The 26,750-nt window shown below is 64.2% G+C and carries 25 protein-coding genes; 14 read left to right on the forward strand and 11 right to left on the reverse strand.

The features are described from left to right. Positions 1 to 60 precede the first annotated feature (60 nt). The 3 genes from RX329_RS40585 (at position 61) to RX329_RS40595 (ending at position 3,707) form a co-directional block, all read left to right on the forward strand. Positions 61 to 1,419 (forward strand): aromatic ring-hydroxylating dioxygenase subunit alpha, encoded by a 1,359-nt coding sequence (locus tag RX329_RS40585; RefSeq protein ID WP_085357720.1) that lies wholly within the window; start codon positions 61 to 63, stop codon positions 1,417 to 1,419. 193 nt (positions 1,420 to 1,612) lie between these two features. Then, positions 1,613 to 3,049, forward strand: coding sequence for a glutamine synthetase family protein (locus tag RX329_RS40590; RefSeq protein ID WP_026233074.1), 1,437 nt, complete (start codon positions 1,613 to 1,615; stop codon positions 3,047 to 3,049). A 292-nt stretch (positions 3,050 to 3,341) separates the two neighbouring features. Further along, positions 3,342 to 3,707, forward strand: a complete 366-nt coding sequence (locus RX329_RS40595; protein ID WP_085349666.1) for a hypothetical protein — start codon at positions 3,342 to 3,344, stop codon at positions 3,705 to 3,707. A 166-nt stretch (positions 3,708 to 3,873) separates the two neighbouring features. Here RX329_RS40595 and RX329_RS40600 read toward each other — a convergent pair whose 3' ends face one another. The 7 genes from RX329_RS40600 to RX329_RS40630 all read right to left on the reverse strand — a co-directional run bounded on the left by RX329_RS40600 (position 3,874) and on the right by RX329_RS40630 (position 9,199). Next, positions 3,874 to 4,587 carry an ABC transporter ATP-binding protein gene (locus RX329_RS40600; RefSeq protein WP_018456043.1) on the reverse strand — a complete coding sequence of 238 codons (714 nt, stop codon included), beginning with the start codon at positions 4,585 to 4,587 and terminating at the stop codon, positions 3,874 to 3,876. Beyond that, positions 4,580 to 5,347: an ABC transporter ATP-binding protein gene (locus RX329_RS40605; protein WP_018456042.1), complete on the reverse strand. Its 768-nt coding sequence runs from the start codon at positions 5,345 to 5,347 to the stop codon at positions 4,580 to 4,582. Before RX329_RS40605 ends, RX329_RS40600 begins: the two co-directional genes overlap by 8 nt. Then, on the reverse strand, positions 5,340 to 6,284 hold the full coding sequence (locus RX329_RS40610) for a branched-chain amino acid ABC transporter permease (protein ID WP_018456041.1): 945 nt from the start codon (positions 6,282 to 6,284) through the stop codon (positions 5,340 to 5,342). The genes RX329_RS40605 and RX329_RS40610 overlap by 8 nt, the downstream gene beginning before the upstream one ends. Continuing rightward, complete coding sequence (locus RX329_RS40615) at positions 6,281 to 7,198, reverse strand: branched-chain amino acid ABC transporter permease (RefSeq protein ID WP_007615745.1); 918 nt, start codon at positions 7,196 to 7,198, stop codon at positions 6,281 to 6,283. Before RX329_RS40615 ends, RX329_RS40610 begins: the two co-directional genes overlap by 4 nt. A gap of 309 nt (positions 7,199 to 7,507) precedes the next feature. Further along, positions 7,508 to 7,726 (reverse strand): hypothetical protein, encoded by a 219-nt coding sequence (locus RX329_RS40620; protein ID WP_026233073.1) that lies wholly within the window; start codon positions 7,724 to 7,726, stop codon positions 7,508 to 7,510. Between the two features lies 1 nt (position 7,727). After that, on the reverse strand, positions 7,728 to 8,387 hold the full coding sequence (locus RX329_RS40625; RefSeq protein ID WP_085384954.1) for an acyl-homoserine-lactone synthase: 660 nt from the start codon (positions 8,385 to 8,387) through the stop codon (positions 7,728 to 7,730). A gap of 83 nt (positions 8,388 to 8,470) precedes the next feature. Beyond that, the gene (locus RX329_RS40630) at positions 8,471 to 9,199 is read right to left on the reverse strand and encodes a helix-turn-helix transcriptional regulator (protein ID WP_018456037.1); all 729 of its coding nucleotides are present in this window, start codon (positions 9,197 to 9,199) and stop codon (positions 8,471 to 8,473) included. Positions 9,200 to 9,366: 167 nt separating this feature from the next. Here RX329_RS40630 and RX329_RS40635 point away from each other — a divergent pair, with 167 nt between their 5' ends. The 9 genes from RX329_RS40635 (at position 9,367) to RX329_RS40675 (ending at position 18,346) form a co-directional block, all read left to right on the forward strand. After that, positions 9,367 to 9,543 carry a hypothetical protein gene (locus RX329_RS40635; protein ID WP_018456036.1) on the forward strand — a complete coding sequence of 59 codons (177 nt, stop codon included), beginning with the start codon at positions 9,367 to 9,369 and terminating at the stop codon, positions 9,541 to 9,543. 332 nt (positions 9,544 to 9,875) lie between these two features. Continuing rightward, positions 9,876 to 10,814: a LysR family transcriptional regulator gene (locus RX329_RS40640; RefSeq protein ID WP_085357716.1), complete on the forward strand. Its 939-nt coding sequence runs from the start codon at positions 9,876 to 9,878 to the stop codon at positions 10,812 to 10,814. 143 nt (positions 10,815 to 10,957) lie between these two features. Further along, positions 10,958 to 11,836, forward strand: coding sequence for a shikimate dehydrogenase (locus RX329_RS40645; RefSeq protein ID WP_085357714.1), 879 nt, complete (start codon positions 10,958 to 10,960; stop codon positions 11,834 to 11,836). Positions 11,837 to 11,891: 55 nt separating this feature from the next. Then, complete coding sequence (locus RX329_RS40650) at positions 11,892 to 13,022, forward strand: ABC transporter substrate-binding protein (protein WP_085357712.1); 1,131 nt, start codon at positions 11,892 to 11,894, stop codon at positions 13,020 to 13,022. Positions 13,023 to 13,119: 97 nt separating this feature from the next. Continuing rightward, entirely contained in the window at positions 13,120 to 13,995 is an 876-nt protein-coding gene (locus RX329_RS40655; RefSeq protein WP_018456032.1) for a branched-chain amino acid ABC transporter permease, read from the forward strand. Continuing rightward, a complete protein-coding gene (locus RX329_RS40660) occupies positions 13,992 to 14,990 on the forward strand; it encodes a branched-chain amino acid ABC transporter permease (RefSeq protein ID WP_085349661.1) in 999 nt (332 codons plus the stop codon). The genes RX329_RS40655 and RX329_RS40660 overlap by 4 nt, the downstream gene beginning before the upstream one ends. Further along, on the forward strand, positions 14,987 to 15,730 hold the full coding sequence (locus RX329_RS40665; protein WP_085357710.1) for an ABC transporter ATP-binding protein: 744 nt from the start codon (positions 14,987 to 14,989) through the stop codon (positions 15,728 to 15,730). Before RX329_RS40660 ends, RX329_RS40665 begins: the two co-directional genes overlap by 4 nt. Positions 15,731 to 15,740: 10 nt before the next feature. Then, the gene (locus RX329_RS40670; RefSeq protein ID WP_085349659.1) at positions 15,741 to 16,478 is read left to right on the forward strand and encodes an ABC transporter ATP-binding protein; all 738 of its coding nucleotides are present in this window, start codon (positions 15,741 to 15,743) and stop codon (positions 16,476 to 16,478) included. Then, positions 16,475 to 18,346: a bifunctional sugar phosphate isomerase/epimerase/4-hydroxyphenylpyruvate dioxygenase family protein gene (locus RX329_RS40675; protein ID WP_085357708.1), complete on the forward strand. Its 1,872-nt coding sequence runs from the start codon at positions 16,475 to 16,477 to the stop codon at positions 18,344 to 18,346. The genes RX329_RS40670 and RX329_RS40675 overlap by 4 nt, the downstream gene beginning before the upstream one ends. 169 nt (positions 18,347 to 18,515) lie before the next feature. On the opposite strand, the gene RX329_RS40680 is transcribed toward RX329_RS40675, so the two are convergent. Beyond that, the gene (locus RX329_RS40680; RefSeq protein ID WP_018456026.1) at positions 18,516 to 19,688 is read right to left on the reverse strand and encodes an ABC transporter substrate-binding protein; all 1,173 of its coding nucleotides are present in this window, start codon (positions 19,686 to 19,688) and stop codon (positions 18,516 to 18,518) included. Positions 19,689 to 19,984: 296 nt separating this feature from the next. Here RX329_RS40680 and RX329_RS40685 point away from each other — a divergent pair, with 296 nt between their 5' ends. Further along, positions 19,985 to 21,247, forward strand: a complete 1,263-nt coding sequence (locus RX329_RS40685; RefSeq protein WP_018456025.1) for an NAD(P)/FAD-dependent oxidoreductase — start codon at positions 19,985 to 19,987, stop codon at positions 21,245 to 21,247. A gap of 164 nt (positions 21,248 to 21,411) precedes the next feature. Here the strand turns inward: RX329_RS40685 and RX329_RS40690 are convergent, their stop codons facing one another. Then, on the reverse strand, positions 21,412 to 22,623 hold the full coding sequence (locus tag RX329_RS40690; RefSeq protein ID WP_085349656.1) for an ABC transporter substrate-binding protein: 1,212 nt from the start codon (positions 22,621 to 22,623) through the stop codon (positions 21,412 to 21,414). Positions 22,624 to 22,667: 44 nt separating this feature from the next. Next, entirely contained in the window at positions 22,668 to 23,888 is a 1,221-nt protein-coding gene (locus RX329_RS40695; RefSeq protein WP_018456023.1) for a cytochrome P450, read from the reverse strand. An 83-nt stretch (positions 23,889 to 23,971) separates the two neighbouring features. On the opposite strand from RX329_RS40695, the gene RX329_RS40700 reads away from it, so the two are divergent. Next, positions 23,972 to 24,478 carry a MarR family winged helix-turn-helix transcriptional regulator gene (locus RX329_RS40700; RefSeq protein ID WP_085357702.1) on the forward strand — a complete coding sequence of 169 codons (507 nt, stop codon included), beginning with the start codon at positions 23,972 to 23,974 and terminating at the stop codon, positions 24,476 to 24,478. Positions 24,479 to 24,837: 359 nt separating this feature from the next. Here RX329_RS40700 and RX329_RS40705 read toward each other — a convergent pair whose 3' ends face one another. Then, complete coding sequence (locus tag RX329_RS40705; RefSeq protein WP_085357700.1) at positions 24,838 to 26,688, reverse strand: feruloyl-CoA synthase; 1,851 nt, start codon at positions 26,686 to 26,688, stop codon at positions 24,838 to 24,840. Between the last annotated feature and the right edge of the window lie 62 nt (positions 26,689 to 26,750).

The raw sequence follows: 26,750 nt of genomic DNA on the forward strand, positions 1-26,750 counted from the left end.
ATAATTCGCCCATTCGTTCAATAGGCGAACAAACGCCACTCCATAAAGGATGCACTCGCCATGATGAGCCAGGAGCAGAACGACCTGATCACCCGCACCGGTGCGAAGGACCCCTGCGGGAAGCTGATGCGATGCTACTGGCAGCCGGCGGTGCTGGTGGACGAGCTCGACGGCGATCGACCGATCCGTCCCGTCAGATTGCTCGGTGAAAACCTGGTGTTGTTCCGCGACGAGACCGGGCGCTACGGTCTGATCGATCGCCACTGCGCACATCGCGGCGCCGATCTCGCCTTCGGACGGCTCGAGCATGGCGGCCTGCGCTGCGCCTTTCATGGCTGGCTGTTCGACGCCACCGGGCAGTGCATCGAGACGCCGGCGGAGCCGAAGGACTCGAAGCTCTGCCAGAACATCCGTCAGCGCTCTTACCCTGTGGTGGAGAAGAGCGGCATCCTCTGGGCTTATCTCGGCGAGGGCGAGCCGCCGGCATTTCCCGAGCTCGACTGCTTCGTCGCGCCCGGCACGCACACCTTCGCGTTCAAAGGCCATATGGCCTGCAACTGGCTCCAGGCGCTCGAAGTCGGCATCGACCCCGCGCACGCCTCCTATCTGCATCGCTTCTTCGAGGACGAGGACACCTCGACGGCCTACGGCAAGCAGTTCCGGGGCGCATCGGCAGGCAGCGATCTGCCGATGACGAAGATTTTGCGCGAATACGATCGCCCGATCATCAATGTCGAGCACACCGAATACGGCCTGCGGCTGATCGCACTGCGCGAGATCGACGAGGAGCGCACCCATGTGCGCGTCACCAACCAGCTCTTTCCGCACGGCTTCGTCATCCCCATGAGCACGGAGATGACGATCACACAGTGGCACGTGCCGGTCGACGACGAGAACTGCTACTGGTACGCGATCTTCACCAGTTATTCGAACCCCGTGGACAAGCAGAAGATGCGCGACCAGCGGCTCGAGCTCTATGAGCTGCCGGACTACAAATCTCGCAAGAACAGGACCAACGATTACGGCTTCGACCCGCACGAGCAGCAGACGGCGACCTATACCGGCATGGGCACCGACATCAACGTCCACGACCAGTGGGCGGTGGAGTCTATGGGCGCAATCCAGGACCGCACCCGGGAGCACCTCGGCACGAGCGACAAGGCGATCGTGCAATACCGTCGGCTGCTGCGGCAGGAGATCGAGAAGGTCGCAGGCGGCGAGAAGCCGATGCTGCATCTCGACGAGGCCACCGCACGATCGATCCAGGGCCCGGCGACCATGGACGGCATCGGGCCGACCCGAGGCTGGGAGATCTACTGGATGGAAGTCGACGTCAAGCGCCGCCGCAGCGCGCCGTGGACGGCGCCGGTGCCGAAGGAGATTGCGGACAACGTGCATCGCCTGACGGCGGCGGAGTGATAATGCAGTTCGCCGCTAGCGAGGCGAGACGGCGGCTCCACATTCTCCGCTGTCATGCTCCGCGAAAGCGGGGCATCCAGTACGTCGCGGCCTCTCGTGAACACACGGACGTCTCTGGAATACTGGATCGTCCGCCTTCGCGGACGATGACAGTGTCCGCTATACTCTCGCCGAGCAAGAAGGAACTGCCAAAGTGACTTTCGTCGCGCGTCATGCGCTGTGGTCGGATGAGCAGAAGGACGCCGCATTGCGCGTGCGGCGCATCGTCGACGAGAAGAATCTCGAGGTCATCCGCCTCGCCTTCCCGGACCAGCACGGCATTTTGCGCGGCAAGACCATCGTCGCCTCCGAGGCGATCGCCTCGCTGGAGAGCGGCTGCTCCATCACCACCACCATGCTCGCCAAGGACACCTCGCACCGCACGGTGTTTCCGGTGTTCACGTCAGGCGGCGGCTTCGGCATGAAGGAGATGGAGGGCGCGGCCGACGTGCTGATGGTCGCCGATCCCACGACGTTTCGCGTTTTGCCATGGGCGCCAACCACGGGCTGGGTTCTCTGCGACCTCTATTTCAACGACGGCCGTCCCGTGCCGTTCGCGACGCGCGGGCTCTATCGCAAGGTGCTCGACGAGCTCGCAAGTCGCGGCCATGATTTCGTGGCGGGCCTCGAGGTCGAATTCCACATCTTCAAGCTCGACGATCCGCATATGCGCCCGGAGGATGCCGGCCAGCCCGGCACACCGCCTTCGGTGAGCCTGCTCAGCCACGGCTATCAATACCTCACCGAGCAGCGCTTCGACCAGATGGAGCCGGTGCTGGAGATCTTGCGGCGTGACATCGTCGCGCTCGGTCTGCCCTTGCGCTCGGTCGAGGTGGAGTTCGGGCCGAGCCAGTGCGAATTCACCTTCGCCCCGAAGAAGGGCATTGAGCCCGCGGACAACATGGTGCTGTTTCGCTCTGCCGTGAAGCAGATCGCGCACCGCCACGGCTATCACGCCACGTTCATGTGCCGGCCGAAGCTGCCGAACCTGTTCGCGAGCGGCTGGCATCTGCACCAATCGGTGGTCTCGCGCGCGAGCGGCGAGAACCAGTTCATGGCCAAAGACGGCGGCGAGCCGCTCAGCGCGTTCGCCCGCGCCTGGCTTGCGGGCCTGCTCGACCACGCCCGCGCGTCGACCGTGTTCACCACCCCGACCATCAATGGCTACAAGCGCTACCGCTCCTATTCGCTGGCGCCGGACCGCGCGATCTGGGGCCGCGACAATCGCGGCGTGATGATCCGCGTGCTCGGCGACGCCGGCGACGCCGCCACGCGCCTGGAAAACCGCATCGGCGAGCCCGCCGCCAATCCCTATCTCTACATGGCCTCGCAGATCCTCTCCGGCCTCGACGGGGTTGACCGCAAGCTCGATCCCGGCCCGTCTGCCGACACGCCTTACGAAACCAAGGCGCCGCTGTTGCCGAAATCGCTGCGCGACGCGGTCAGCGCGCTGAAGGACGATCCGTTCTTCCGCGAAAAGCTCGGGCCTGAGTTCGTCGATTATTACACCCACATCAAGAATGCCGAGATCGACCGCTTCCTGTCCGAGGTGACCGACTGGGAGCACCGCGAATATTTCGAGGTGTTTTGAGCCAGACACGCCCTCACCTCCCCGTGAGGCGACTTCGTCCGCTCAGTTCCGACGACATTTCACCGCTCCCGACGAACCATTTTCCAAGGCCCACGAAAACCGCCGGAAAGACGGGCGATGTAGATTTGCTCCGTGATCAACAAAGGAGTTCGGTCATGTGGGGTCATCTGTTCAGTTTGATCTATCGCCTGTCCTGCCGCGCCACTCTGATTGAGATCGGGGCGGGTCGCTCGTCGCGATAGAGGCCCAGCGGATTTAGGTAAGAGCGATTGACTAGCGAACGGAGGGTGTCATGCGAAAGCTGATCCTGATCGCGGCAATGTCGCTGCTGGCAAGCCAGGCCTATGCCGGCGGACCACGGAGCCTTAGCCTTGCGGCGACAAATGCGAGCCAGCAGACCGCCGAGCCGGGAACGACAGCAGCCACGCCGCCACAAGCTCCGGCGGCAGCACCCACGAATGTCCAGACGGCGACCACGGCCGCAGCTTCAACGTCTCCGGCAGCGACTGCGACGACAACCGCGATCGCTCCGGCCGCAACTCAGTCCAGTGCCGCGCCGATTGCCAGCACAAGAGAAACGACCAAGCCGAAACGTCGCCAGCCATCCACCGAGGCCCGCGTGATTCGCGAACTGCATCGGCACGGGATTTACTGGTGATTGCCAATGTCGTCCTGGCGAAAGCCAGGACCCATTACCCCAGGGAAAAGTTGTCGCACGCGGCTGCTAACCGCCAATCTTCGCCAAACTGAATTCGGTGGCTATGGGTCCTGGCTTTCGCCAGGACGATAACGTATGAGCGGCGCCCAGCATCGCGCCCTCACCCTCAAATCCCTAGATATTTGTGCTGCAGATCCGGCTCAGCCAACAGCTCGTCCGAGGTGCCGCTCCATACCGTCTTGCCGCGCTCGATGATGGTGTGGCGGTCGCAGATGCGGGCGAGGTGGTCGACGTTCTTGTCGACGACCAGGATCGACTGTCCCCGGCTCTTGAGCAGCGACAGGCAGCTCCAGATCTCTTCGCGGATCAGAGGCGCCAGGCCTTCGGTCGCTTCATCCAGGATGAGCAGCTTCGGGTTGGTCATCAGCGCGCGGCCGATGGCGAGCATCTGCTGCTCGCCGCCGGAGAGCTGGTTGCCCATATTGGAAGCGCGCTCGGCCAGGCGAGGAAACATCACGTAGATCGCCGCCAGCGTCCAGGGATTGCTGCTGCCGAAACGATCGGCCGCTGCCGCGACAAGGTTTTCGCGCACGGTGAGGTTCGGGAAGATCTGCCGCCCCTCGGGGACGAGGCCGACACCGAGTTGCGCGATCCTGTAGGACGGCTGCGTCCGCACTTCCGAGCCCGCAAAGCGGATGCTGCCGGCGCGCGCCGGCGTCAGGCCCATGATGGATCGGATGGTCGTGGTTTTGCCCATGCCGTTGCGACCCATCAGCGAGACCATCTCGCCTGATTTGACCGACAGGGACAAGCCGAACAGCACCTGGGACAGGCCGTAGCAGGTCTCGATGCCGTCGACCTCGAGCAGCGTGTCATCCATGGTGCGTCACCACATGGGCCTCGCCGAGATAGGCGCGCTTGACGTCCTCGTTCGCCCGAATCGCGGCCGGATCGCCGGAGGCGATGACGCGGCCATAGACCAGCACGGAGATGCGGTCGGCGAGCGCAAACACCGCCGGCATGTCGTGTTCGACCAGGACGATCGAGACCTCCTTGCGCAGCTCCTGGAGCAGCTGCACCATGCGCTGGGATTCGGTGACGCCGAGTCCCGCCATCGGCTCGTCGAGCAGCAAAAGTTTCGGCTTGCTTGCCAGCGCAACCGCCAGCTCGATCTGGCGACGCTCGCCATGGCTGAGCCTGGACACCAGGACATCGGCACGATGGACGAGACCGACGCGATCGAGCGCGGCATGCGCGGCATCGCGCAGGCCCTTCTCCTTGCGTGCATCGGCGAAGAAGCGGAACGAGGTGCCGGCATGCGCTTGCGCCGCGAGCGCGACATTGTCGGCGGCGGTGAAATCGAGCAGCAGCGAGGTGATCTGGAAAGAACGTGCCAGGCCCAGCGCGCAGCGGCGATAGGCCGGCAGATAGGTGATGTCGCGCCCCGCCAGCGAGACGCTGCCGGAATGCGGCTCCAGATGCCCTGTGAGCTGGCTGATCAGCGTGGTCTTGCCGGCGCCGTTCGGGCCGATGATGGCGTGCAGCTCGCCTGCCGCAACGTCGAGCGAGACGTTGTCCGTCGCAATGATGCCGCCGAAGCGGCGCACCAGCCTGTCGACGCGGAGCAGCGGCTCAGCCACGATTGAGCCTCCCGAGCAGGCCCATGATGCCGCCGCGGCCGAACAGCACGATCAGCAGCAGCAGCGGACCCATGATCAGCGCCCAGTATTCGGTGAGCTGCGACAAGAACTCTTCCAGCAACAAATACACCACCGCGCCGATGACCGGACCGAACAGCGTGCCCATGCCCCCGAGGATCACCATCACCATGAGGTCGCCGGAACGGGTCCAGTACATCGCGGCCGGGCTGACGAAATCGGTGTTGTTGGCGAGCAGCGCGCCGGCGAGGCCGCACATCATGCCCGAGATGACGAAGCAGACCAGCTGGTAGCGTTTCGAGGGAAAGCCGATCGCCTGCATGCGCTGCTCGTTGGAGCGCAGGCCCTGCAGGACGAGGCCAAAGCGCGAATTGACGATGCGCCAGATCAGGAAGACCACGCCGAACAGGCAGGCGAGGCAGAGATAATAGAATTGCGTGCGGTTCGACAGATTAATCAGCCCGGAGAAGTCGCTGCGCTTGTAGACGGTGAGGCCGTCATCGCCGCCATAACGCGCCAGCCCCGAGGCGACGTAATAGGCCATCTGCGCGAACGCCAGCGTGATCATGATGAAATAGACGCCGCGGGTGCGCAAAGACAGCGCGCCGATCACCAACGCATAAAGCGCGGAGGCCGCAAGCGCGACCGGAAACTGGATGAAGCCCGAGCCCACGCCTTCCTGCGCCAGCATGCCGACCGCATAGCCGCCGATGCCGAGATAGGCGGCGTGGCCAAAACTCATCATGCCGCCAAAACCCATGATGAGGTTGAGGCTCGCGGCCGCCAGGGCCAGGATGACGATGCGGGTGAGCAGCGTCAGGATGAAGATGTTGCCGGATGCTTGCGAATAGAGCGGCAGCAGCACGAGACCCGTCAGCAGCAGGACCGTGACGACCTTGCTCACAGTGAAAGCCTTCATCGGCGGTTGGCCGGAAACAGCCCCTCCGGACGCACCACCAGCACGATAGCCATCAGCAGATAGATCAGCATGGAGGACAGCGCGGGCGCGGCGGTGGAGGCCGCGGCGCCGCTCAGCACCTGCCGCAGCAGATTGGGCAGGAAGGCGCGGCCGAGGGTGTCGATCATGCCGACGAAGATCGCGGCCAGGAACGCGCCGCGGATCGAACCGATACCGCCGATCACGATGATGACGAAGGCGAGGATCAGAATGTTCTCGCCCATGCCGATCTGCACGGTGAGGATCGGCGCCTGCATCAAGCCGGCAAGGCCCGCGAGCGCGGCACCGAGACCGAACACCAGGGTGTAGAGCAGCTTGATGTTAATGCCGAGCGCACCGATCATCTCGCGATTGGAGGCGCCGGCCCGGATCAGCATGCCGATGCGGGTGCGCATCACGCCGAGATAGAGCAGCAGCGCAACCAGCAGCGCCACGACGATGATGGCGAGGCGATAAGCGGGATAGTGAATGCCCGGCAGGATCGGCACCGGCACGGTGAGCCAGGCCGGCAGCGGCAGCGCAAGGCCGGCCGGCCCCCAGATCAGCCGCACGGCCTCGTTGAAGAACAGGATCAGGCCGAAGGTCGCGAGCACGTGGTCAAGATGGTCTCGTCCGTAGAGATGCCGCAGCGCGGTCATCTCGAGCACGATGCCGAGCACGAGCGTCGCGCCGAGCGCCAATAGCGCACCGAGCAGGAAGCTGCCGGTCCAGGCTGCGAAGGTCGCGGCGAAATAGGCGCCCATCATGTACAGCGAGCCGTGCGCGAGGTTGACGAGATCCATGATCCCGAACACCAGCGTCAGGCCGGCGGCGAGCAGGAACAGCAGCAGGCCAAATTGCAATCCGTTCAAGAACTGTTCGACGACGAGCAGCATCAAAACTCTTTCAGGCGCACGCAGGTTCGCGCCGATGTTCGAACACGGTCGCCATCAGTGAAAGAGCTCCCCCTGCCTGGACAAGGCGGAAAAATGGGTAATGGCAGTATCGTTCCGAGGCAAGAGCGATTCGACACCCAACATGCACTTTGTTGCATGCCGATGCATCCGATCGGTCCTGGCCCTGCAATCGGTCTTGCAAGAAGACTGCCGCGCAGGATGGGTCAACCTGCCGCACCCAAACGGATCACCCTCCCTCCGTTGCGGGAGAGAGGGTGTGAATTCGTCGCAACGTGTGGATGGAGACGCCTAGTGCGACGTCATCTGCCGGCGAAGGTCATCCGGCTCGGCAAGCACGCTGTTGGCCGTCGAGGCCTCCAGCGCCGCCATCCGGAACAGATAGGCGAGCGTCGCCAATCCGGTGTCTTCCGCCATCTGCGCGAGTTCGAGCGCCATGTCGGACATGTAGCCCAGATTTTCGTCCTTGATCTGCGCCATGATCTGGCTGTCCCGCATCATGTTCGACATCTCAGGCGCTCTTTCGTTGCGCGGCAGCGAGGCCGCAGAGGTTGGCAAGGGCGATGCAATTGATACGCGGACCGTCCTGTTGGACGATGGAAGGCACGCCGATGCGATCATGCAGGGCATCGAGCGTCTCGCGGAGAATGTCGATCGTCGCCGCCATGGTCCATGCGTTCTCCACCAGTGCCGGCAGACCGAGCGGGGTCACGACGAAGCCGGCCTCATGAAAGCGCGGCAACCACCAGGTTTCCATGATCGTGCTGACCTGCGCGATCCCCTGACCGAGGCAGAACTCCTGCACGGCCGCCATCAATTGCAGGTTGAGCGCGCCGTCGCGGCGATCGCGCACGACGAAGTAGCGCGACCATTCCCAGACCAGAGGATCCACCGGGTAGCCGCGCACCGCTGCCAGATGGGGAAAGACCTCGCTCATCATCGAAGGCTTGGTGGTCGGGTAGAGCCGGTGACCGCCGATGACGCGGCGTCCCTCCAGCGCAAGCAGATAAACGGTGTCCTCGTCGTCATAGGAATCGATTTCGCGGCAATCCGGCCTGCGCAGCGTCTCCCAGCGCCGCTCTTCGACGAAGATGTCGTGCCGCAGCCGAAAATGCTGATCGAGTACATCTTCGTAAAGGTGGCGATTTACTGCAGAAATGGCGTGAATCATGAAAACCCCCATTCATCCTCAATGGAGGGCACCCTCTGCGAAAAGAGGATGGTTCGGTATTGGGAAATTTCCCAGTACGTCGCTTAGGGATTGATGATCTTGTTGCGAATCGCCAGTGCTACCGCATGCGTACGGTTGACGGCTCCGAGCTTGCGCCCGGCGGTTGCAAGATGCTCTTCGGCGGTGCGCTGCGTGATGTGCAGGATCTCGCCGATTTCCCAGGCCGATTTGCCCTGCGAGGCCCAGGCGATCACCTCGCGCTCGCGCGGGGTGAGGCGTGCCGAGGGATACGGCGCTGGATCGAGCAGACGGCGAATGTGGTCGAAGCCATACATCGCCATCAGGTGCAGTGCCGGCTTGCTGCGGGGATTGAGGTCGAGATGGACGCCCCCGAGCGACACCGCGGCCTCGTAGCCGGTGAGTCCGTGGATCGGCACAATGAAGCCGCGCGTCATGCGAAAATCGGTGGCGCGGTTCATCACCTCGGCCGCGTTCGGCTCGAGCTCCGCATCATAGGGTGCTTCCGACCATTCGAACGGGTTGACTGACTGGCGGCACAACCGCACCACCGGGTCGAAACGGTCGTAGTTATTTTCGGTGTAGAGACCAAACCAGCCCGCGGGCCAGCGCTTGGCGAGCACCATCTGTGCAAACTGTTGGTCGGGATTGGGCAACCCCGTCACGATGATGGTTTCAAAACCGAAGCGACCAAAGGCCGATTCGAGCGCATTCATGGCGTCGGGCACCTTGCGATAGGCCCCAAGCCCCTCGATGAAGTCGAGCGCTTCCCGGCCATAATCCACGGCGGACATCGGTGCGTTTCCTGACCCTCGCTGTGCGATATAGCACGTCTTGGGGCACTGCCTCAATTCACGGATTCCGTAGTTTCCCGGTATCCCATTGACCCCGAAGGCTTAATCTACTTGTGGAAGAAGGGACGTCAAGATACACCTACAATGTCTGAAGCGGGGAAACCACGATGGAAGACGAGGACATCGCCCTCAACAGCGTGCTCGGCCTGGAACTCAACCGCGTATTTTTCGCCGTCCGCGAAACGGCAAACAAGCAGAAGATCATCGAGTTCGCACGCGGGGTGCTGCAAAGCGAGCGCAGCAAGCCGGCAGAGAGCGCCACGCCGGACGGACCGGCGAGCTAGCACGCAATTGCTGTGAGCGCACGAACGGTCCGTTCGGCGCCATGCCTTCCTCTGATCTGAACCGAACAACCGAACGCGAATGTTTCCTTCCTTCTCCCCTTGTGGGAGAAGTGGCATAGGCGGCCTTCGGCCGCCGTTCTTAAAACAAAACGCCGACGCTTCGCATCGGCTATGGCGCCGGATGAGGGGTTGTTTCCACGCGTTCAAATGCGCGAGGCTCGTGCGGGGAGAGAACCCCTCACCCGCCTCGCGCTATCGCGGCGATCCGCCCTCTCCCACAAGGGAAGAGGGAAAGGCAGCGCCGACCACGATTACCTTCGGATGCCCAGGACATGATGACGCTGCGCCAGGTTGAAGTGATCCGTGCCGTGATGGTGACGGGCACGATCGGCGGCGCGGCGAAGCTGCTGAACGTTTCGGCGCCGGGCATCAGCCGCCTGGTGAAATATACCGAGCGCTCGCTCGGCATCCGCTTCTTCCAGCGCCAGAACGGCCGCTATTTCCCGACGTTGGAAGCCGAGAACATCTTCGAGCAGATCAACGGCGTCTACAAGAAGGTCGACGACCTCTCCGAGATCATCTCCAAGATCGGGCGCGGCGGATTGTCGGAATTGCGCATCGGCTCGGTGCCGAGCATTTCGCAAGTCATGGTGCCGCGCGCGATCGAGCGGGTCCGGCGGCGCTATCCGGATTTGGGCATCGACATCAACATCCTCAAGCTCGAGGAAGCCATCGATTATCTCATGCTCGGCCGCGGCGAGTGCGTGGCGATGAGCTACCGCCTGGAGCATTCCGGGCTCGACTTCATGCCGCTCGCCTCGGGCGAGCTCTATTGCATCGTGCCGCCGGGCCACGAGCTCGCCGGCCGCAAGCAGGTCTCCGCCGCCGAGATCACGCGCTATCCGCTGATCGGCATCGATCCCAACGATCCCTACGGGCGGATCATGGCCGAGATCTTCGCGCGCCACCGCCTCGAGTACAACATCACCATCCGCGCCCGCTTCGGCACCACGGTCTGCGCGCTGGTGAAGGCGGGGCTCGGCATCGCCATCATCGACCAGTTCACGGTGGCCCATGGGGGCTATCCCGGCATCGAGCTGATCAAGATCACCGAGCCGACGCGATTCGACACCTATATCGCGGTGAAGCGCGGCGCGCCGCTGTCGCTTCATGTCGAGTATTTCATCGAGTCCCTGCGCGCGGAGATGCGCGCGGTTGAGCCGTCGCGGGGCAAAGGCAGGGCCGCGCCGCCACGGGCGCGGAAGAGATAACATTATGTTAGGTTTGCAGCACAAAAGGGTAATTGTGTTAGACCGAGGAAAGGCTATCGTTCCTGGGGGAAGCCCCTTGGAATTGGGCGGATCTCCCCGCTAAAGGCCGGGATCAAACGCTCCCAACGAGACGATAGCGAACCATGTCAAAGCGCGGACCCGCCGCACCCAAAAAGCTCCTGACCGGCCTGATCGGCGCACCCATCGCGCATTCTGCCTCCCCTGCCATGCATGAGCGCGCCGCGGAGGGGCTTGGGCTGCGCGGCCATTACCAGCTCATCGAGGTCGCCGGCGCCGACGCGGGCGGGCTCCGCATGATGCTCGAGGGCGTGCGGCGGCTCGGCTTTGCCGGCGTCAACGTCACTTTTCCCTACAAGGAGGCGGTGGTCCCGCTGCTCGATGAACTGGCACCGGGTGCCGCCGCCATGGGGGCGGTCAACACCGTCGTCGTCAGGAACGGCCGGCTGATCGGCCACAACACCGACACGACGGGCTTTGCGCGCGCCGTCGCGCCGCTGCTGGCGGCCTCTGGAAACGCAGTCGCCGTGATCGGCACCGGCGGCGTCGGCAAGGCGATCGCGTTTGCCCTGGCGAGCCTTGACGTGACCGACATCCGTATCTTCGACAGCGAGCCGGCACGCGCCGAAAAACTCGCCGCGCTGCTCGACAAGCAGGGTGGCGCCAGGGTCGCCGCAAGCGTCGAGGCCGCGCTCGACGGCGCAACGGGCCTCGTCAACGGCACGCCGGTCGGCATGCTGCCGAACCGGGAAACGCCGGTCGCGCCGACGCTGCTACGTCAAAACCTGTGGGTCGCCGACGCCGTCTATTCGCCGCTGATCACGCCGCTGCTGGCGGCTGCCCAAGCCAAGGGCGCGCGGATCATGACCGGACGGGAGCTTGCGATCTACCAGGCCGCCGACGCTTTCGAACTGTTCACTGGCCTTGCCCCATCCACCGAGATCATGGGAGAGGCATTCGACGAGGTGATGGCGGCACGAAGCTCGGCCTGTCACGCAGCGTAACCGAAACGGCCGGACACAAGGCCGCGGACACCATCACGAAACAGGAGGAGAAACCATGAAATCGACTTTGCTGGCGGGCGCCCTGCTTGCCTTCGCGACTGCAACCAGCGTGCACGCCCAGGCGATCAAGCTCGCCGACGTCGCCGAGCTTTCCGGGGGCGGCGCCACCGTCGGCACCAACTGGAAGAACGGCATCGACCTCGCGATCGAGGAGATCAACGCCAAGGGCGGCGTGCTCGGCCGCAAGCTCGAAGTCACTCATGCGGATTCGCAATCCAACCCGGGCGTCGCGCGCGCGCAGGTGCAGAAGGCGCTCGACGCCGAGCCCTATGTGCTGCTCGGACCCGGCTATTCCGGCTCGGTGAAGGTGACCGCGCCGCTGGCGGCCGAAGCCGGCATCGCGCAGATCATGGGTGGCGAAGCCGCCGAGCTGACGCAAGGCGGAAACAAATTCCTGTTCCGCACCTCGTTCGGCCAGCAATCCTCGATGCCGAAGGTCGCCAAATACATTCACGACGACATGAAGGCGAAGTCGGTCGCCGTGGTCTGGGTCAACAATGACTTTGGCCGCGGCGGCCGCGATGTCGTCGTCAAGGAGCTCGACCGTCTCGGCTCCAAGGTCGTCGCCGATCTCTCCACCGAGGCGGGCCAGGCCGATTTCGCCGCCGACGTCGGCAAGATCAAGGCCGCCAATCCCGACGCCGTATTCGTCTATTTGAACGAGGAAGAGAGCGCACGCATCCTCAAGGAGCTGAAGCGCCAGGGCGTCACCGCACCGCTGATGGGCGAGACCACGCTGATCGGCCAGAAGGTGATCGAGCTTGCGGGCGATGCCGCCAACGGCGCGCGCGGCCATGTCGGTCTCACCACCGACGCGCCGGTCGACCTGATCAAGGCGTTTCGCGACAAGTTCGCGAAGAAGTACAATTACGTGCCCGACCATAACGGGCTGAAAGGCTATCTCGCGGTCTACATGGTGAAGGCCACCACCGACAAGATGGGCAAGGTCGATTCCAAGGCGTTCGCCGACACCCTGCATGGCCTGACCATCAAGGCCGCCGACGAGCCGGGCATCTTGATGGACGTCACCTTCAGCGAGACCGGCGACATCGACCGCCAGAGCTTTCTGGTCGAGGTGGTCGAAGGCAAGCAGGTCGTGAAACAGGTGATGCCGAAGGTGAAGTGAGGTCTTGCCCTTCTGCCTCGCCCCGCCCTTCGCGGGGAGAGGGAGAAGGACGAGCGAGGAGAGCGGGGAGACAGAGCGCGAGCGCCGAGAGGGGAAAATGTCCAATCTGTTCGATCTTCTGGTCGCTGGACTTGCCACCGGCGCGATCTATGCGCTGGTCGCGGTCGGCTTCACGCTGCTGTGGCAGACCTCGCAGACCATCAATTTCGCACAAGGCGAGTTCGTGATGCTGCCGGCGTTCCTGATGCTGGCGGCGATGCATGCCGGCGCGCCGTTCTGGCTCGCGATCATCCTCGGCATCCTGCTTTCGATGCTCCTGCTCGGCCTCGCCTTCAAGATGCTGCTGGTGGATCCGATGTTGCGCCATGGCGTGCTGCCGCTCGCGATCGCGACCATGGCGCTCGCGATCGGTCTCAAGGAGGCCGTAAAGCAGTTCTTCAGCGCCGAAGCCTCACCCTTCCCCTCGATCGTGCCGACCGGCGACGTCTCCATCCTTGGCCATGCCGTCTCGCTGCAAAGCATCGGCGTCCTCGTCCTCGCCATCCTTGCCGTCTTCGGCTTGACTGCGCTTCTCAACCGCACCTCGCTCGGCCACCAGATGCAGGCGGCGGCGCAGAACCCGACGGTGGCGCGCATCATCGGCGTCCCGGTCGAGCGCATGATTCTCCTGACTTTCCTGATCAACGCGTTCCTGGTCGCTCTCGCCTCGCTGTTGATCACGCCGATCTACCTCGCGAAATTCACGTCGGGCGAGGTACTGGGCCAGGCCGCCTTCATCGCCGCGATCGTCGGCGGGTTCAACCAGGTGCGCGGCGCGATCGCAGGCGGCCTCCTGATCGGCGTGCTCGACAATCTCGCGGCCGCCTATGTTTCAACGCAGTACCGCGCCGCCGTGCCTATGATCTTCCTGATCGCCGTCATCCTGTTCCGACCGCAGGGCTTGCTCGGCCGTGCCGAGGAGCGCACCGTATGAGCGGCTTCGCCAAACCTCTCAAGATCGCGTTCGGCCTCATCGTGGTCGCTGCGCTGATCGTTGTCCCCATGAACTTCAACCGCTATGGCCTGTTCATCCTGAGCCAGTGGGCGGTGATGGCCATCGCCGCAATGGGCCTCAACCTCACACTCGGTTATGCCGGCCAGGTCTCGCTGGCGCAGGGCGCCTTCGTCGGCATCGGCGCTTACGCCGCGGCGATCATGACCACGCATGGCTGGCCGCTGCCGGCGGCGATCGTCGTCGCGATCGGCTTGAGCTTCGCGGTCGGCTGGGTGCTCGGCTATCCCGCGCTGCGGGTGCAGCATCACTACCTCGCCTTCGTCACGCTCGCCTTCTCCACGCTGGCCTTCCTGGTATTTCGCAACGAGAGCTGGCTCACCGGCGGCATCTACGGCATCTCCAATATTCCGCGTCCGCACATTTTCGGCATCGCGACCAACAAGCCGCTGCCGTTCTACTATGTCTGTCTCGGCTCGCTCGCTATCGTGTCGCTCGCGGTGTGGTGGCTGATCCGCTCGCCGTGGGGCCGCGCCTTCATGGCGCTGCGCGAAAACCCGCTGCGGGCGCAGTCGCTGGGCGTCGACACGCGGCGCTATACGCTGATGGCGTTCGCGATCGGCTCGGCGCTCGGCGGCGTCGCGGGGGCGCTCTATGCGCCGCTGACGCAATATATCGATCCCGTGCCGTTCAACCTGTCGCTCTCGCTCGACCTCCTGATGATGGTGATCGTCGGCGGCGCCGGATTCTTCCTGGGTCCGTTCCTCGGCGCGATGATCGCGGTGCTGTTGCCGGAGTGGCTGCGCTTCACCGAGGGCTATTATCTGATGCTCTACGCGATCGCGGTGATGGGGCTGCTGATCTGGTCGCCGACCGGCATTTTGGGAATCCTCGACCGCTATCTCGCCGAACGCCGCACCAAGGCGGCCTCCGCCCAGCGCGCCGTCGCAAAGTCCCGGCTGGAGACAGCGCAATGAGCGCGGTCCTCGAAGTCACCGACATCAAGAAGAATTTTGGCGGCATCAGCGCCGTCGGCGGCGTCTCTTTCGACGTCCGCGAGGGCGAGATCCTCGGCCTGATCGGCCCGAACGGCTGCGGCAAGTCGACCCTGTTCAACTGCATTCTCGGCCAGCTCACGCCGAGCGGCGGCGAGGTCAAGCTCGACGGCAAGGTCGTCACGGGCTTGCGACCCGCCGAGCTCAACAAGCTCGGGGTCAGCCGCACCTTCCAGCTCCTGCAAGTGTTCCCCAAACTCTCGGTGCGCGAGAACCTGATCCTCGCGGGACAGGAGCACCAGGGCAGCATGGCCTCGCGCCTGGTCGGCCGCTCCGATGCCGGACTGACGGAGGCCGCCGACCAGATGATCGGCTTTTTCAAGCTCGATCATCTCGCCGACGAGCCCGCCGGCGGGCTCTCCTATGGCCAGCAAAAGCTGCTCGACGCCGCCATGGCCTTCATGGGCGGACCGCGGCTGGTGCTGCTCGACGAGCCCGCCGGCGGCGTCAACCCGTCGATGTTGACGGACCTGAAGGAGCGGCTGGTCGCGATCAACCGCGAGAAGAACGCCACCTTCGTCGTGATCGAGCACAACATGGAATTCGTGATGTCGCTGTGCTCGCGCGTGATGGTGATGGCGGAGGGCAAGGTGCTGGCGATGGGACGACCGGACGAGGTGCGAAAGAACCCCGCCGTGATCGAAGCCTATCTCGGACATTGAGGAACCAGCCATGAGCGATCCGATCCTCTCGGTTCACAATCTCGTCGGCGGCTACGGCAAGATGACGATCCTGAACGGCACCACCTTCGCCGTGCCGCAGGCCACCATCACCACCATCATCGGCCCGAACGGCGCCGGCAAGTCCACCGTGTTCAAGGCGATCTTCGGCCTGCTCAAGCTGCGTGAGGGCAAGATCAACTTCGCCGGCCGCGACGTCACCCATTTGAGCCAGCGCGCGCTGCTCAATGCCGGCATCTGCTACGTGCCGCAGGGCCGCAACATCTTTCCCGAGCTGTCGGTGCGCCACAATATCGAGCTCGGCGGCGTTTCGGCGGGCAAGGGCATCGACCTGCAGAGCCGGATCGAGGCCGCGCTCGACCTGTTCCCGGCGCTGCGGCGGAAATCGACGCAGCAGGCCTCCACGCTATCCGGCGGCGAGCAGAAACAGCTCGAAATCGCCCGCTCGCTGCTGCTCGAACCGAAGCTCGTTCTGATCGACGAGCCCTCAATCGGCCTGTCGCCACTGATGGTGCAGCAGACTTTCGACATCCTGAAGAGCTTGCGCGACCGCGGTGTCACCATTCTGATGATCGAGCAGAACGCCCGCTCGGCGCTGGAGATTTCCGACATCGGGATCGTGCTCGAGCTCGGCCAGACCCGCATGGTCGACAAGGCGGAGCGCATTTTGAATGATCCCCGCATCGGACAATTGTTCCTTGGCGGCGCGATGGAGGACAATGCAGCATGACCAAACGCTCGATCGCAACGGTCTCACTCTCCGGCGCTCTCGACGAAAAGCTCCGCGCCATCGCATCCGCCGGATTCGACGCGGTCGAGATTTTCGAGAACGATCTGCTGTCGTTCGGCGCAGGTCCGCGCGACATCGCAAAGCTCTGCGGGGACCTCAATCTCGAGATCTGTGCGTTTCAGCCGTTCCGCGATTTCGAAGGCATGCCGGAGCCGCAGCGTTCGCGAAACTTTGCCCGCGCCGAACGCAAGTTCGACCTGATGCAGGAGCTCGGCACCGATCTGCTGCTGATCTGCTCCAACGTGTCGCCGGCCGCGCTCGGCGGCATCGACCGCGCCGCGGATGATTTTCGCGAGCTTGGCGAGCGCGCGGCCAAACGGTCTTTGCGCGTCGGCTACGAGGCATTGGCCTGGGGACGCCACGTCAACGATTACCGCGATGCCTGGGAGATCGTGCGGCGCGCCGATCACCCCGCGATCGGTGTCATCCTCGACAGCTTTCACGCACTGGCCCCCGGCTTTCCGGTCCGCGCGATGGCCTCGATCCCCGGCGACAAGATCTTCCTGGTCCAGCTTGCAGATGCGCCGAAGCTCGAGCTCGACATCTTGTCGTGGAGCCGGCACTTCCGCTCCTTCCCCGGCCAGGGCGATCTGCCGGTCGGCGAGTTCATGGCCGCGATCGCGGCGACCGGCTATGCCGGGCCGCTGTCGCTGGAGATCTTCAACGACCAATTCCGTGCCGGCTCGGCCGTGCAGACCGCGGTCGACGGCCTGCGTTCGCTGATCCTGCTGGAGGACCAGCTTGCACCGGATTGGCCAAAGCTCATCGGCGAACCCTTGGCGCCCAAGCCCAAAAGTCGCGGCACGGGATTCATCGAGTTTGCCGTCAACGAGACCAAGGCCGGCGAACTCGCCCGCCTGCTCGCGCAGCTCGGTTTCCGCAAGACCGGCAAGCATCGCAGCAAGGCGGTGGAGCGCTGGTCGCAAGGCAAGGTCGAGCTCGTCGTCAACTCCGAGACCGACGGCTTTGCGCATTCGCACTACGTGACGCATGGCCCCGGCGTCTGCGCCATCGCGCTCGATGTCGACAATGCCGGCCTCGTTATGCAGCGCGCCGAAACACTGAAAGCGCGCACCTTCTATCAGCCGGTCGGGCCGGGCGAGCTCGAGATTCCCGCGATCCACGGCGTCGGCGGCAGCCTGCTTTACTTCCTGGACCAGGCCGGCAAGAACTGGGACACGGATTTCGAACAGGTACCGAGCGACGCTCGCGCGGACGCCCTGCTGGCCGTCGATCACATCGCGCAGTCGATGCCCTATGACGAGATGCTGTCGTGGCTGCTGTTCTACACCGGCATCCTCGACCTCAAGCGGCTGCCGCAGATGGAGATCGCCGATCCCAGGGGCCTCGTGCAAAGCCAGGCCGTCATCAACGGCGACCAGAGCCTGCGCTTCGTGCTCAACGGCTCATCCGCCAACCGCACGCTGCCGGCCCGCTTCATCTCGGAGTTTTTCGGCTCGGGCGTGCAGCACGTCGCATTTACGTGCCGGGATATCTTTGCGGCAGTCGCGGAGATGCGCAAGCGCGGCGCGGATTTCCTGGATATCCCGGACAATTACTACGACGACGTCGAAGCCAGATACGACCTCGCACCCGAGCTGATGAGGCAGCTGCGCGCCAACCACGTTCTCTACGACCGCGAGGGCGACGGAGAGTTTTTCCAGGTCTACACCCACATCTTCGACGAGCGGTTTTTCTTCGAGATCGTGGAGCGGCGGGATTATCAGGGCTTCGGCGCGGCCAATGCCGGGATCAGGCTTGCCGCGCAAGCGCGCGAGGTGCGGCCCGCGAGCATGCCGCGCGTGTAGCTTACTTTCCCTCTCTCCTTGTGGGAGAGGGTGGCTTGCCGCAAAGCGGCGAGACGGGTGAGGGGTTCTCTCCGCGAGACCTTACTTTTGAATACGCGGAAACAAACCCCTCATCCGGCGCTTCGCGCCACCTTCTCCCACAAGGGGAGAAGGGGCATCGTGCTTGTGGCTACTTCATCGCGCATTTGTCGTGGAAGCGATCCTGGTCGTTCTCGACGATGGTCGCGACCGTCTTCAGCGAGAGCTGGCCTTCGCCGTCCTTGACCACGTCCTGGAGGTAGAAGTTCTGCACCGGGATGTGGTTCTTGCCGTACTTGAACGGGCCGCGCAGCGACTTGAAGTTGGCCTTCTCCATCTCGGCCTTCATCGCGTCCTTCTTGCTGGTGTCGCCCTTCACCGCGACCACGGCGCTGTTGATGAGCTGGGCCGCGTCGTAGGCTTGCGCGCCGTAATAGGTCGGACGCAGCCCGGGGTACTTCTTGCGATAGTCGGCGACGAAGCGCTTGTTCTGCTCGTTGGGCAGATCATTCACCCATTCCTGCGCACCGGGCACCCCGAGCGCGTTCTCCTTTTGCAGCGGCAGCGACAGCTCGTCGACGGTGAAAGCCGTGTAGAGCGGCATCGTGCTCTTCAGCCCGGCCTGCGCATATTGGTTGAGGAACTGCACGCCGGCTGCACCGGGATAGAACACGAAGATCGACTCGGCACCCGAGGCCCGCGCCTTGGAGAGCTCGGCGGAGAAGTCGAGCTGGCTCGGCCAGACCGTGTATTCCTCGCCCTTGACCTCGCCCTTGAACGTGCTCTTCACGCCCGCCAGCATGTCCTTGCCGGCGGCGTAGTTCGGGCCGATCAGGAACACGCTCTTGACGCCCTTCTGGTTCATGTAGAGGCCCATGGCGGCCGGCGTCTGGTCGTTCTGCCAGGAGGTCGAGAACACGTAAGGCGAGCAGAGCTCGCCCGCGAGCTGCGACGGACCGGCATTGGCCGAGATCAGGAAGGTCTGCGAGTCCACCGCGGTCTTGAGCGAGGCCAGCAGCACGTTCGACCAGATGTAGCCGACGATGAAGTCGACCTTGTCGGACTGCACCAGCTTCTCGGTCTTCTGCTTGCCGACGTCGGGCTTCTGCCCGTCGTCCTCGTAAATCACCTCGACCGGCTTGCCGTCCATCTTGCGGCCGATGTGATCCAGCGCGAGCTCGAACGAATTGCGCATGTCGTTGCCGATCACGGCGGTCGGGCCGCTGAAGGTCGAAACGAAGCCGATCTTGATGGTGTCGCCGGCGGATGCCGGGCCTGCCAGCACCAGCGCCGCTGCGCCCGCCAGCCAGAATGCCGTCCTCATAACCACTCCCCTCCATATTATTATGCCCGGAAGCAGGGTGATTGCCGCCCCGGGGTCATCTCTATTGAACGCAAAATCTGTCGCGCCGCCAATGGTTCAGCGCCCGCCCTGCACCATATTTCGCCCCGAACGGCGATAGCAAGAAATATAATTCTACTTACTTCGGCTAAGGCTGCGGCGCTTTCTCGCGGGCGCGATACACCCGGCCTATGCCTCGATTGACGACGGCTATTGGACCGCGGCGCCTGATCAGCGTTTAGATGAGGATAGAGCCGCGAGATTCGGAAGGGCGCATCATGACCACGACACCGCACCGCGTCGTCATCGTCGGAGCCGGTTTCGGCGGGCTGGAGGCGACCCACCGGCTCGCCGGCAGCCCGGTCGAGATCACGCTGATCGACCGCCGCAACCATCATTTGTTCCAGCCGCTGCTCTATCAGGTCGCCACCGCCTCGCTCGCCACCAGCGAGATCGCCTGGCCGGTCCGGCACCTGATGCGCGACCGGCGCGATGTTACGACGCTGTTTGCGACGGTCAGCGGCGTCGATGCCGACAGGCGCTGCGTGCTGATCGACGACGGCAGCGAGGTGCCTTACGACACGTTGGTGCTCGCCACCGGCGCGCGTCACGCCTATTTCGGCCACGACGAATGGGAGCAATGGGCGCCGGGTCTTAAAACACTGGAGGACGCGACCACGCTGCGCCGTCATATCCTGGTGGCGTTCGAGCGCGCCGAGCGTGAGACCGATCCGGCCAAACGCGCGGCACGATTGACTTTCGTCATCGTCGGCGCCGGCCCCACCGGCGTCGAACTCGCCGGCACCATCGCCGAGATGGCGCACCACACCTTGCCAGCCGACTTCCGCAACATCGACACCAACAAGGCGCGCGTGGTGCTGATCGAGGCGGGTCCGCGGGTGCTGGCAGGCTTTCCAGATGATCTCTCGGCCTATGCCCAGGCCTCGCTGGAGAAGATCGGCGTCGAGGTCGTGCTCGGCCAAGCCGTCACTGAGATCAACCGCGAGGGCGTGGTGTTCGGCGGCAAGCTGCTCGAAGCCAAGACACGAATCTGGGCCGCCGGCGTGCGCGCCTCGCCCGCGGCGGAATGGCTGGGCGCACCGGCCGATCGCGCCGGGCGCGTCCAAGTGGAGGCCGATCTTACGATCCCCGGTCATCCCGAGATCTTTGCAATTGGCGACACCGTTTTGATCAACGCTTGGGACGGCAAGCCTGTGCCCGGCATCGCGCCGGCCGCCAAGCAGCAGGGCCGTCACGTGGCCGAGACCATCAAGGCCCGGCTGCGCCAGGAGCCGACAGGCCCGTTCCGCTACAAGCACTCCGGCAGCCTCGCGCAGATCGGCAAGCGGCTGGCGGTGATCGACTTCGGCCGCATCAAGCTGCGCGGCACCATCGCGTGGTGGATCTGGGGCATCGCCCATATCTACTTCCTGATCGGCTTGCGCCACCGCCTCAGCGTCGCCCTGAGCTGGCTCTGGATCTACGCCCGCGACCAGCGCGCCGCGCGGCTGATCACGCAGGGATCGAGCAAGGTGGTGTAGGGCTTCTTCTCCCTCTCCCCGTTCTTACGTGGAGAGGGTTGGGGTGAGGGGCCTCTCCGCGAACGAGATATTGGTGAGACCTGTACCCCCTCACCCGGATCGCAAGAGCGATCCGACCTCTCCCCGCGAGCGGGGAGAGGTTAAGTGAGGCGCGATCGCCGCCCCTACTTCACCAGCTCGCACCCACCTTCCGTGAGCGGTCGAAACGCCTGCTCCGCAGAGATCGTCGAGACCAGCTTGTAATAGTCGTAGGGATATTTCGACTCCTCCGGCTTCTTCACCTCGAACAGATACATCGGATGCACGACGCGGCCGTCCTGGCGGATCGTGGTGTCGCCGAACAGCTTGTCCTTGCCCTTGAACTTTTTCATCTCGGGCACGGCATCCTTGGCATTGTCGCTGCCCGTGACGGCGACCGCGTTGAGATAAGCGAGCGTGGAGGCATAAACTCCGGCCTGGTTGCCGCTCGGCATCTTGCCATTCATACCCGGCCGCGCCGCGAAGCGCTTGGCGAAGGCGCGGGTGTCGTCATTCATGTCCCAGTAGAAGGCTTCCATGAGCTGGAGCCCTTGCGCGACCTTGATACCCATGCCGTGGACGTCGTTGATGAAGAGCAGGAAGGCGACGAGCTTTTGTCCGCCCTGCTGTATCCCGAACTCGGCCGCCTGCTTCACCGCGTTGATGGTGTCGCCGCCGGCGTTGGCGAGCCCGATCACTTGGGCCTTCGAGCCCTGCGCCTGCAACAGGAAGGACGCGAAGTCGGACGTGCCGAGCGGATGCTTGGAGGAGCCCAACACCTTGCCGCCATGCGCCTCGATGTATTTCTGGGCTTCCGCCTCGATGCCCTTGCCGAGTGCGTAGTCAACCGTGAGGAAATACCAGTCCTTGCCGCCGCGCGACATCATCGCGGCCGCCGTGGTGTTGCCGGTCGCCCAGGCGTCGTTGACCCACTGGATAGTGTTGGGCGAGCAGGCCTTGCCGGTGAGATCGGAGCTCGCGGTGGACGACGCGAGGAACGTCATGCGGCTATCGCGCAGCAGCGTGTTGATGGAGAGGCCAACGGCCGAGTTCGGCACGTCGACGATGGCGTCGACGCCCTCGACATCGAGCCATTTGCGCGCGATTGCATTGCCGACGTCGGCCTTGTTCTGGTGATCGGCATAGACGATCTCGACCTTGATGCCCTTGCCGCCGCCGTTGAAATCCTCAGCGGCCATGCGCGCGGCCTCGACCGATCCCATGCCGTTGGTGTCCTGGAAAATGCCGGAGATGTCGTTGAGCACGCCGACGCGCACGACATTGTCCGAGATCTCGGCATTTGCCGCGCCGCCAATCAGGCTCGCGGCCAGCGCAAGCGTCCACTTCAAGTTCTTCATTGTTCCCTCCCCTGTCGTATTTGTTGTTTGCGATGACGACAGCGTCAGGCTGGCGTGATGCGCACAGGCAGGCTGTCGAGCCCGCGCAGCGTGTTGTTGAAGCGGCGCTGCGGCTCGCCCATGATCTCGATCTTTGCGATCCGGCGGGCCAGCGCCGCGAGCATTGTCTCGCCTTCGAGCCGCGCGACCAGCTGGCCGACGCACATGTGAATACCTGAGCCATAGCCAACATGGCCGGACGTGCGGCGGGTTATGTCGTAGCTGTCGGGCTTGTCCCAGCGCCCCGGATCGCGATTGGCAGCCGCCAGGAACATCAACACCTTCTCGCCCTCACCGATGGTCGCGCCTGACAGTTCGACTTCGCGCGTGGTCGTGCGGAAGAAGGTCTGCACCGGGCTTTCAAAACGAACGGCCTCCTCGAAAGCGTTGCGCGCGAGCGTAAAATCGTTGCGCAGGCGCTGCCACTGCTCAGGGAAGCGCGCGAGACAGTAGACCGCTGCACCGATGCCGTTGACTGTGGTGTCGAGGCCCGCTGACAGAAGCGAACGCACCAACAGCGGCGCTTCGGTCGCGGTGATGGCACCCTCGCCGACATGGGCGTGGATGCAGGCGCCGATGCCGCCGGGCGTGAGGCTGTCCCGCTGGCACTGCTCGGTGACGTAGGCCTGGTGAGGCGCCGAGCGCGCGATCGCCTCGTTGCGCAACTGGTTCGGCGGGCCGAAGGCGTTGAACACCAGGCTCGCATAGGGAATGAGATTCTCGCGTCCCTCAGGCTTAAGCCCGAGCGCATCTGGGAAGATCGACAGCGGATAGGCCTCGGCAAGGTCCGTGATGGCATCGAAGTTGCGCTTCTCCAGCAGCGCGTCCACACGCTCTTCCGCTGCCGCGGCAAAGCGGTCGCGCAGCCCCTTCATCACCGTCGGCGACAGCACCTTTGAGAGCACGGCGCGGGTGCGGGTGTGCTCGGGAGGATCGGCCTCGAGGATCAGGCTGGGCGGCCGCCACGGCGTCTCCTTCGCGAAATCGGCGAGGCCGACGCCACGACTGGAGCAGAACGTTGCGGGATCGTTCAGCACGGCATGAACTTCGGCATAGCGCGCCACGCCATAGACGTTCCACTTGTCGAGATAGACGACAGGTCCCGCCTCCCGCAGCAGCTCATGCGTGGGATAGGGATCGGCGAAAAAATCCATCGCGAACGGATCGACGTCGAGATGCGGGACGGCCGACGAACCGCTAATTTCCTGGGAGCTGGAAGTGCTCATGGAAGTCCTCCCTCATTTTGATCTTGTGAAAGGGCCGCGCTTACCTTTAGGTCTCCAGACACGCCGCGAGACAGAATCCCGACATGCCGCCGCCTTCGACCAGAGCCCGCCAGAAACCTGCGCCCGCCGAGACGGGACCGACGCTCGATCTTGACCGCTACGTCCCCGCGTTCATCACCTTCATCGCCAACAAGCTCTCGAACAGCGCCACCGCGTTCTATCAGCGAGAGTTCGGCGTCAACGTCACGGAATGGCGGATCATGTCGCTGCTCGCGATCGAGCCCGGCATTCCCGCCTCGCGCATCTGCCACGTCATCGGTTTCGACAAGGGCCCGGTGAGTCGGACGCTGGCCAGCCTGGAAAAGCGGGGGTTGATCTCGATCCGTACCGATCCCAATGACGGGCGCACCCATTCGATCTCGCTGACGGCGAAGGGCCGCGCCATCCATGACAAGGTGATCGTCGCTGCATTCGAGCGCGAACGGCGCCTGTTGTCCTGCCTGGACAAGGACGAGCGCGAGGTGCTGATCGACCTGTTGCGCCGCCTGCATGAAAATCTCGGCGCGGTGACCGGCAGCACCGAGACCTGACGGGCCACACAGCGGGCGCTGAGCCCTGTCATTTCCAGGCATGCGCCAACATTCGCCGGCGGCACCCTCTCTGCCGAGCATAGCTTCCTCCGATCCGACGCGGCGGTTCCTCCCGCCGTCATCCGTGTCTGGAACGGTTCGCATAAATTAGTTGCTTGGGCAACAAAAGAATCGTGCAGCATAATGCGGCAGGGCGGCTGGCGTAGTTGGGTTTGCCGAGCTCTCTTGTCCCGGACGCGCTGCAGCGTGAAACGCTGCTGCGCAGAGCCGGGATCCAGAGATGCCAATCACGAAGAATGGCCCCGGCTCTGCAGCGCATCACTGCGTGCTGCGCTGCGTCCGGGGCACAGGCCCAAGCGCTACAGACCGATCCACTCGCCCGGCGCATCGTCATCCAACCGCGCCACCGCATCGGCACGGCGCGTCAGCACCGCGCGCTGGTTGATGTAGCCCTTGTCGGTGATCTCGCCGCCGTCGACCGACGGCGGCTCGGCGAGCAGCAACGCGCGCGTGGCGTGGCCGGAGGAGTTGGCGCCGTGTTGCTTCAGTTTCGCCAGCCCCCGCGCGATCGCGGCTCTGATCTTCTCATGCGCGAGCACGTCGTTCACGCCTGCGGTCTCGGGCAGGCCGGCATGCGCGCGGCACGCAGCGATGTTCGGAAACACCAGGAAGCGCACCTCGTCGCCGCCATGGCCGGTGACGACGATGTCCTGCGCGAGCGGCGCCAGCGCGGCGATGCCGGCGAGGCGCAGTGTGCCGACACTGACCCAGGTGCCGGAATTGAGCTTGAAATCCTCCGCGACGCGGCCGTCAAAGAATAGGCCGCGTTCGGGCCGGTTCGCGTCGGCGAACTTCACGGCATCACCGATGAGATAAAAGCCCTCGTCGTCAAAAGCCTGCCTGGTCAGCTCCGGCGCCTTCCAATAGCCCGGCGTGACGTTGGGGCCGCGCACGCGCACCTCCAGCTTGTCGCCGGAGGTAACGAGCTTCAGTTCGGTGCCGGGAATGGGCACGCCGATATTGCCCGAGCGCTCCGCGAGGAAATGGCAGTCGGTGGCCAGCGGCGACGTCTCGGTCGAGCCCCAGGCCGAGACCATCGGCATCGCGCGGCCAACAGTCTTGACGGAGAGTTCTTCCAGCGCATCCCAGAGATTCTGCGGCAGCGCCGCACCGGCGTAGAACGCGAATTTCACCTCGCTGAAGAAGCGGCGACACAGCTCCTCGTCGCCGCGCAGCGCCGCGATCAACATGTCGAAGCCGCGCGGCACGTTGAAATAGACCGTCGGCATCACGCTTCTGAGGTTGGCGAGCGACATCGCAAACAGACCGGGCGCCGGCTTGCCGCCGTCGATATAGAGCGAGCCGCCATTGCGCAGCACGAGATTGAAATTGTGGTTCGCGCCAAACGTGTGGCTCCAGGGCAGCCAGTCGAGAATGACCAGATCGTCGCGCGCCCGTTCGAGAAAAGTCCAGGTCTGCGCCTTGGCCTGCTGGCTGGACGTCAGCATGCGCTGGGTGTTGATCACGGCTTTCGGCGTGCCGGTCGAGCCCGAAGTGAACAGGAGTTTTGCGATCGTATCGGGCGTCACCGCGGCGAAGGCCTTTGCGACGTCGGGGCTCTCGGGCGTTGCCGCGATAGTGCGAAAGGCCAGCGCATCGGCATCGTCGGCATTGCCGCTGATAATCTGCGCGCTATGCAGCGGCTTGATCGCGGCCAGCGCCGCCGCAAACGGCCTCGTCGCGGAGACATAGATCGCGGCGGGCTCAAGCAACGCGATCATGCTCTTGAGCTTGTCGAAGTCCTTTGACATCAGGGAATAGGCCGGCGAGATCGCCGCCGAGGGCACGCCGACATGCTGCGCCGCCAGTGCCAGCAGCGCATGATCGATGCTGTTGTCGGAGAGGATCGCGAGCGGGCGCTCCGCGCCGAGACCGTGCGCCAGAATCCAGGACGCCGCCGCGCGCACCTGGCGCAGCGCCTGCGCATAGGTAACGGTGCTCCATGGCGCTTCGGCACTGCTGCGCTCGGCGAGGAAAATCGCGTCGGGCCTCTGCCGCGCCCATTGCTCCAGCCAGTCGCCGACGCAGCGCGCGCCATCGCGCAGAGGCTCGGGCGAGCGCAGCACGATGCTGCCGTCGGCGCGATGCTCGGCAACGGTTCTGGGTGTCGCAAACAGGCTCGAAGCATCACCGCGTGGGGCGGCTGTCATGGTTTCCTCCTCGCCCGGAAGCCGGGACCGGTCGCAGCCTCGTCGCGGACCGCGTTGGCCAG

It is taken from the genome of Bradyrhizobium sp. BWC-3-1, from assembly GCF_032917965.1.
In the GTDB taxonomy this organism is placed as follows: domain Bacteria; phylum Pseudomonadota; class Alphaproteobacteria; order Rhizobiales; family Xanthobacteraceae; genus Bradyrhizobium; species Bradyrhizobium canariense_D.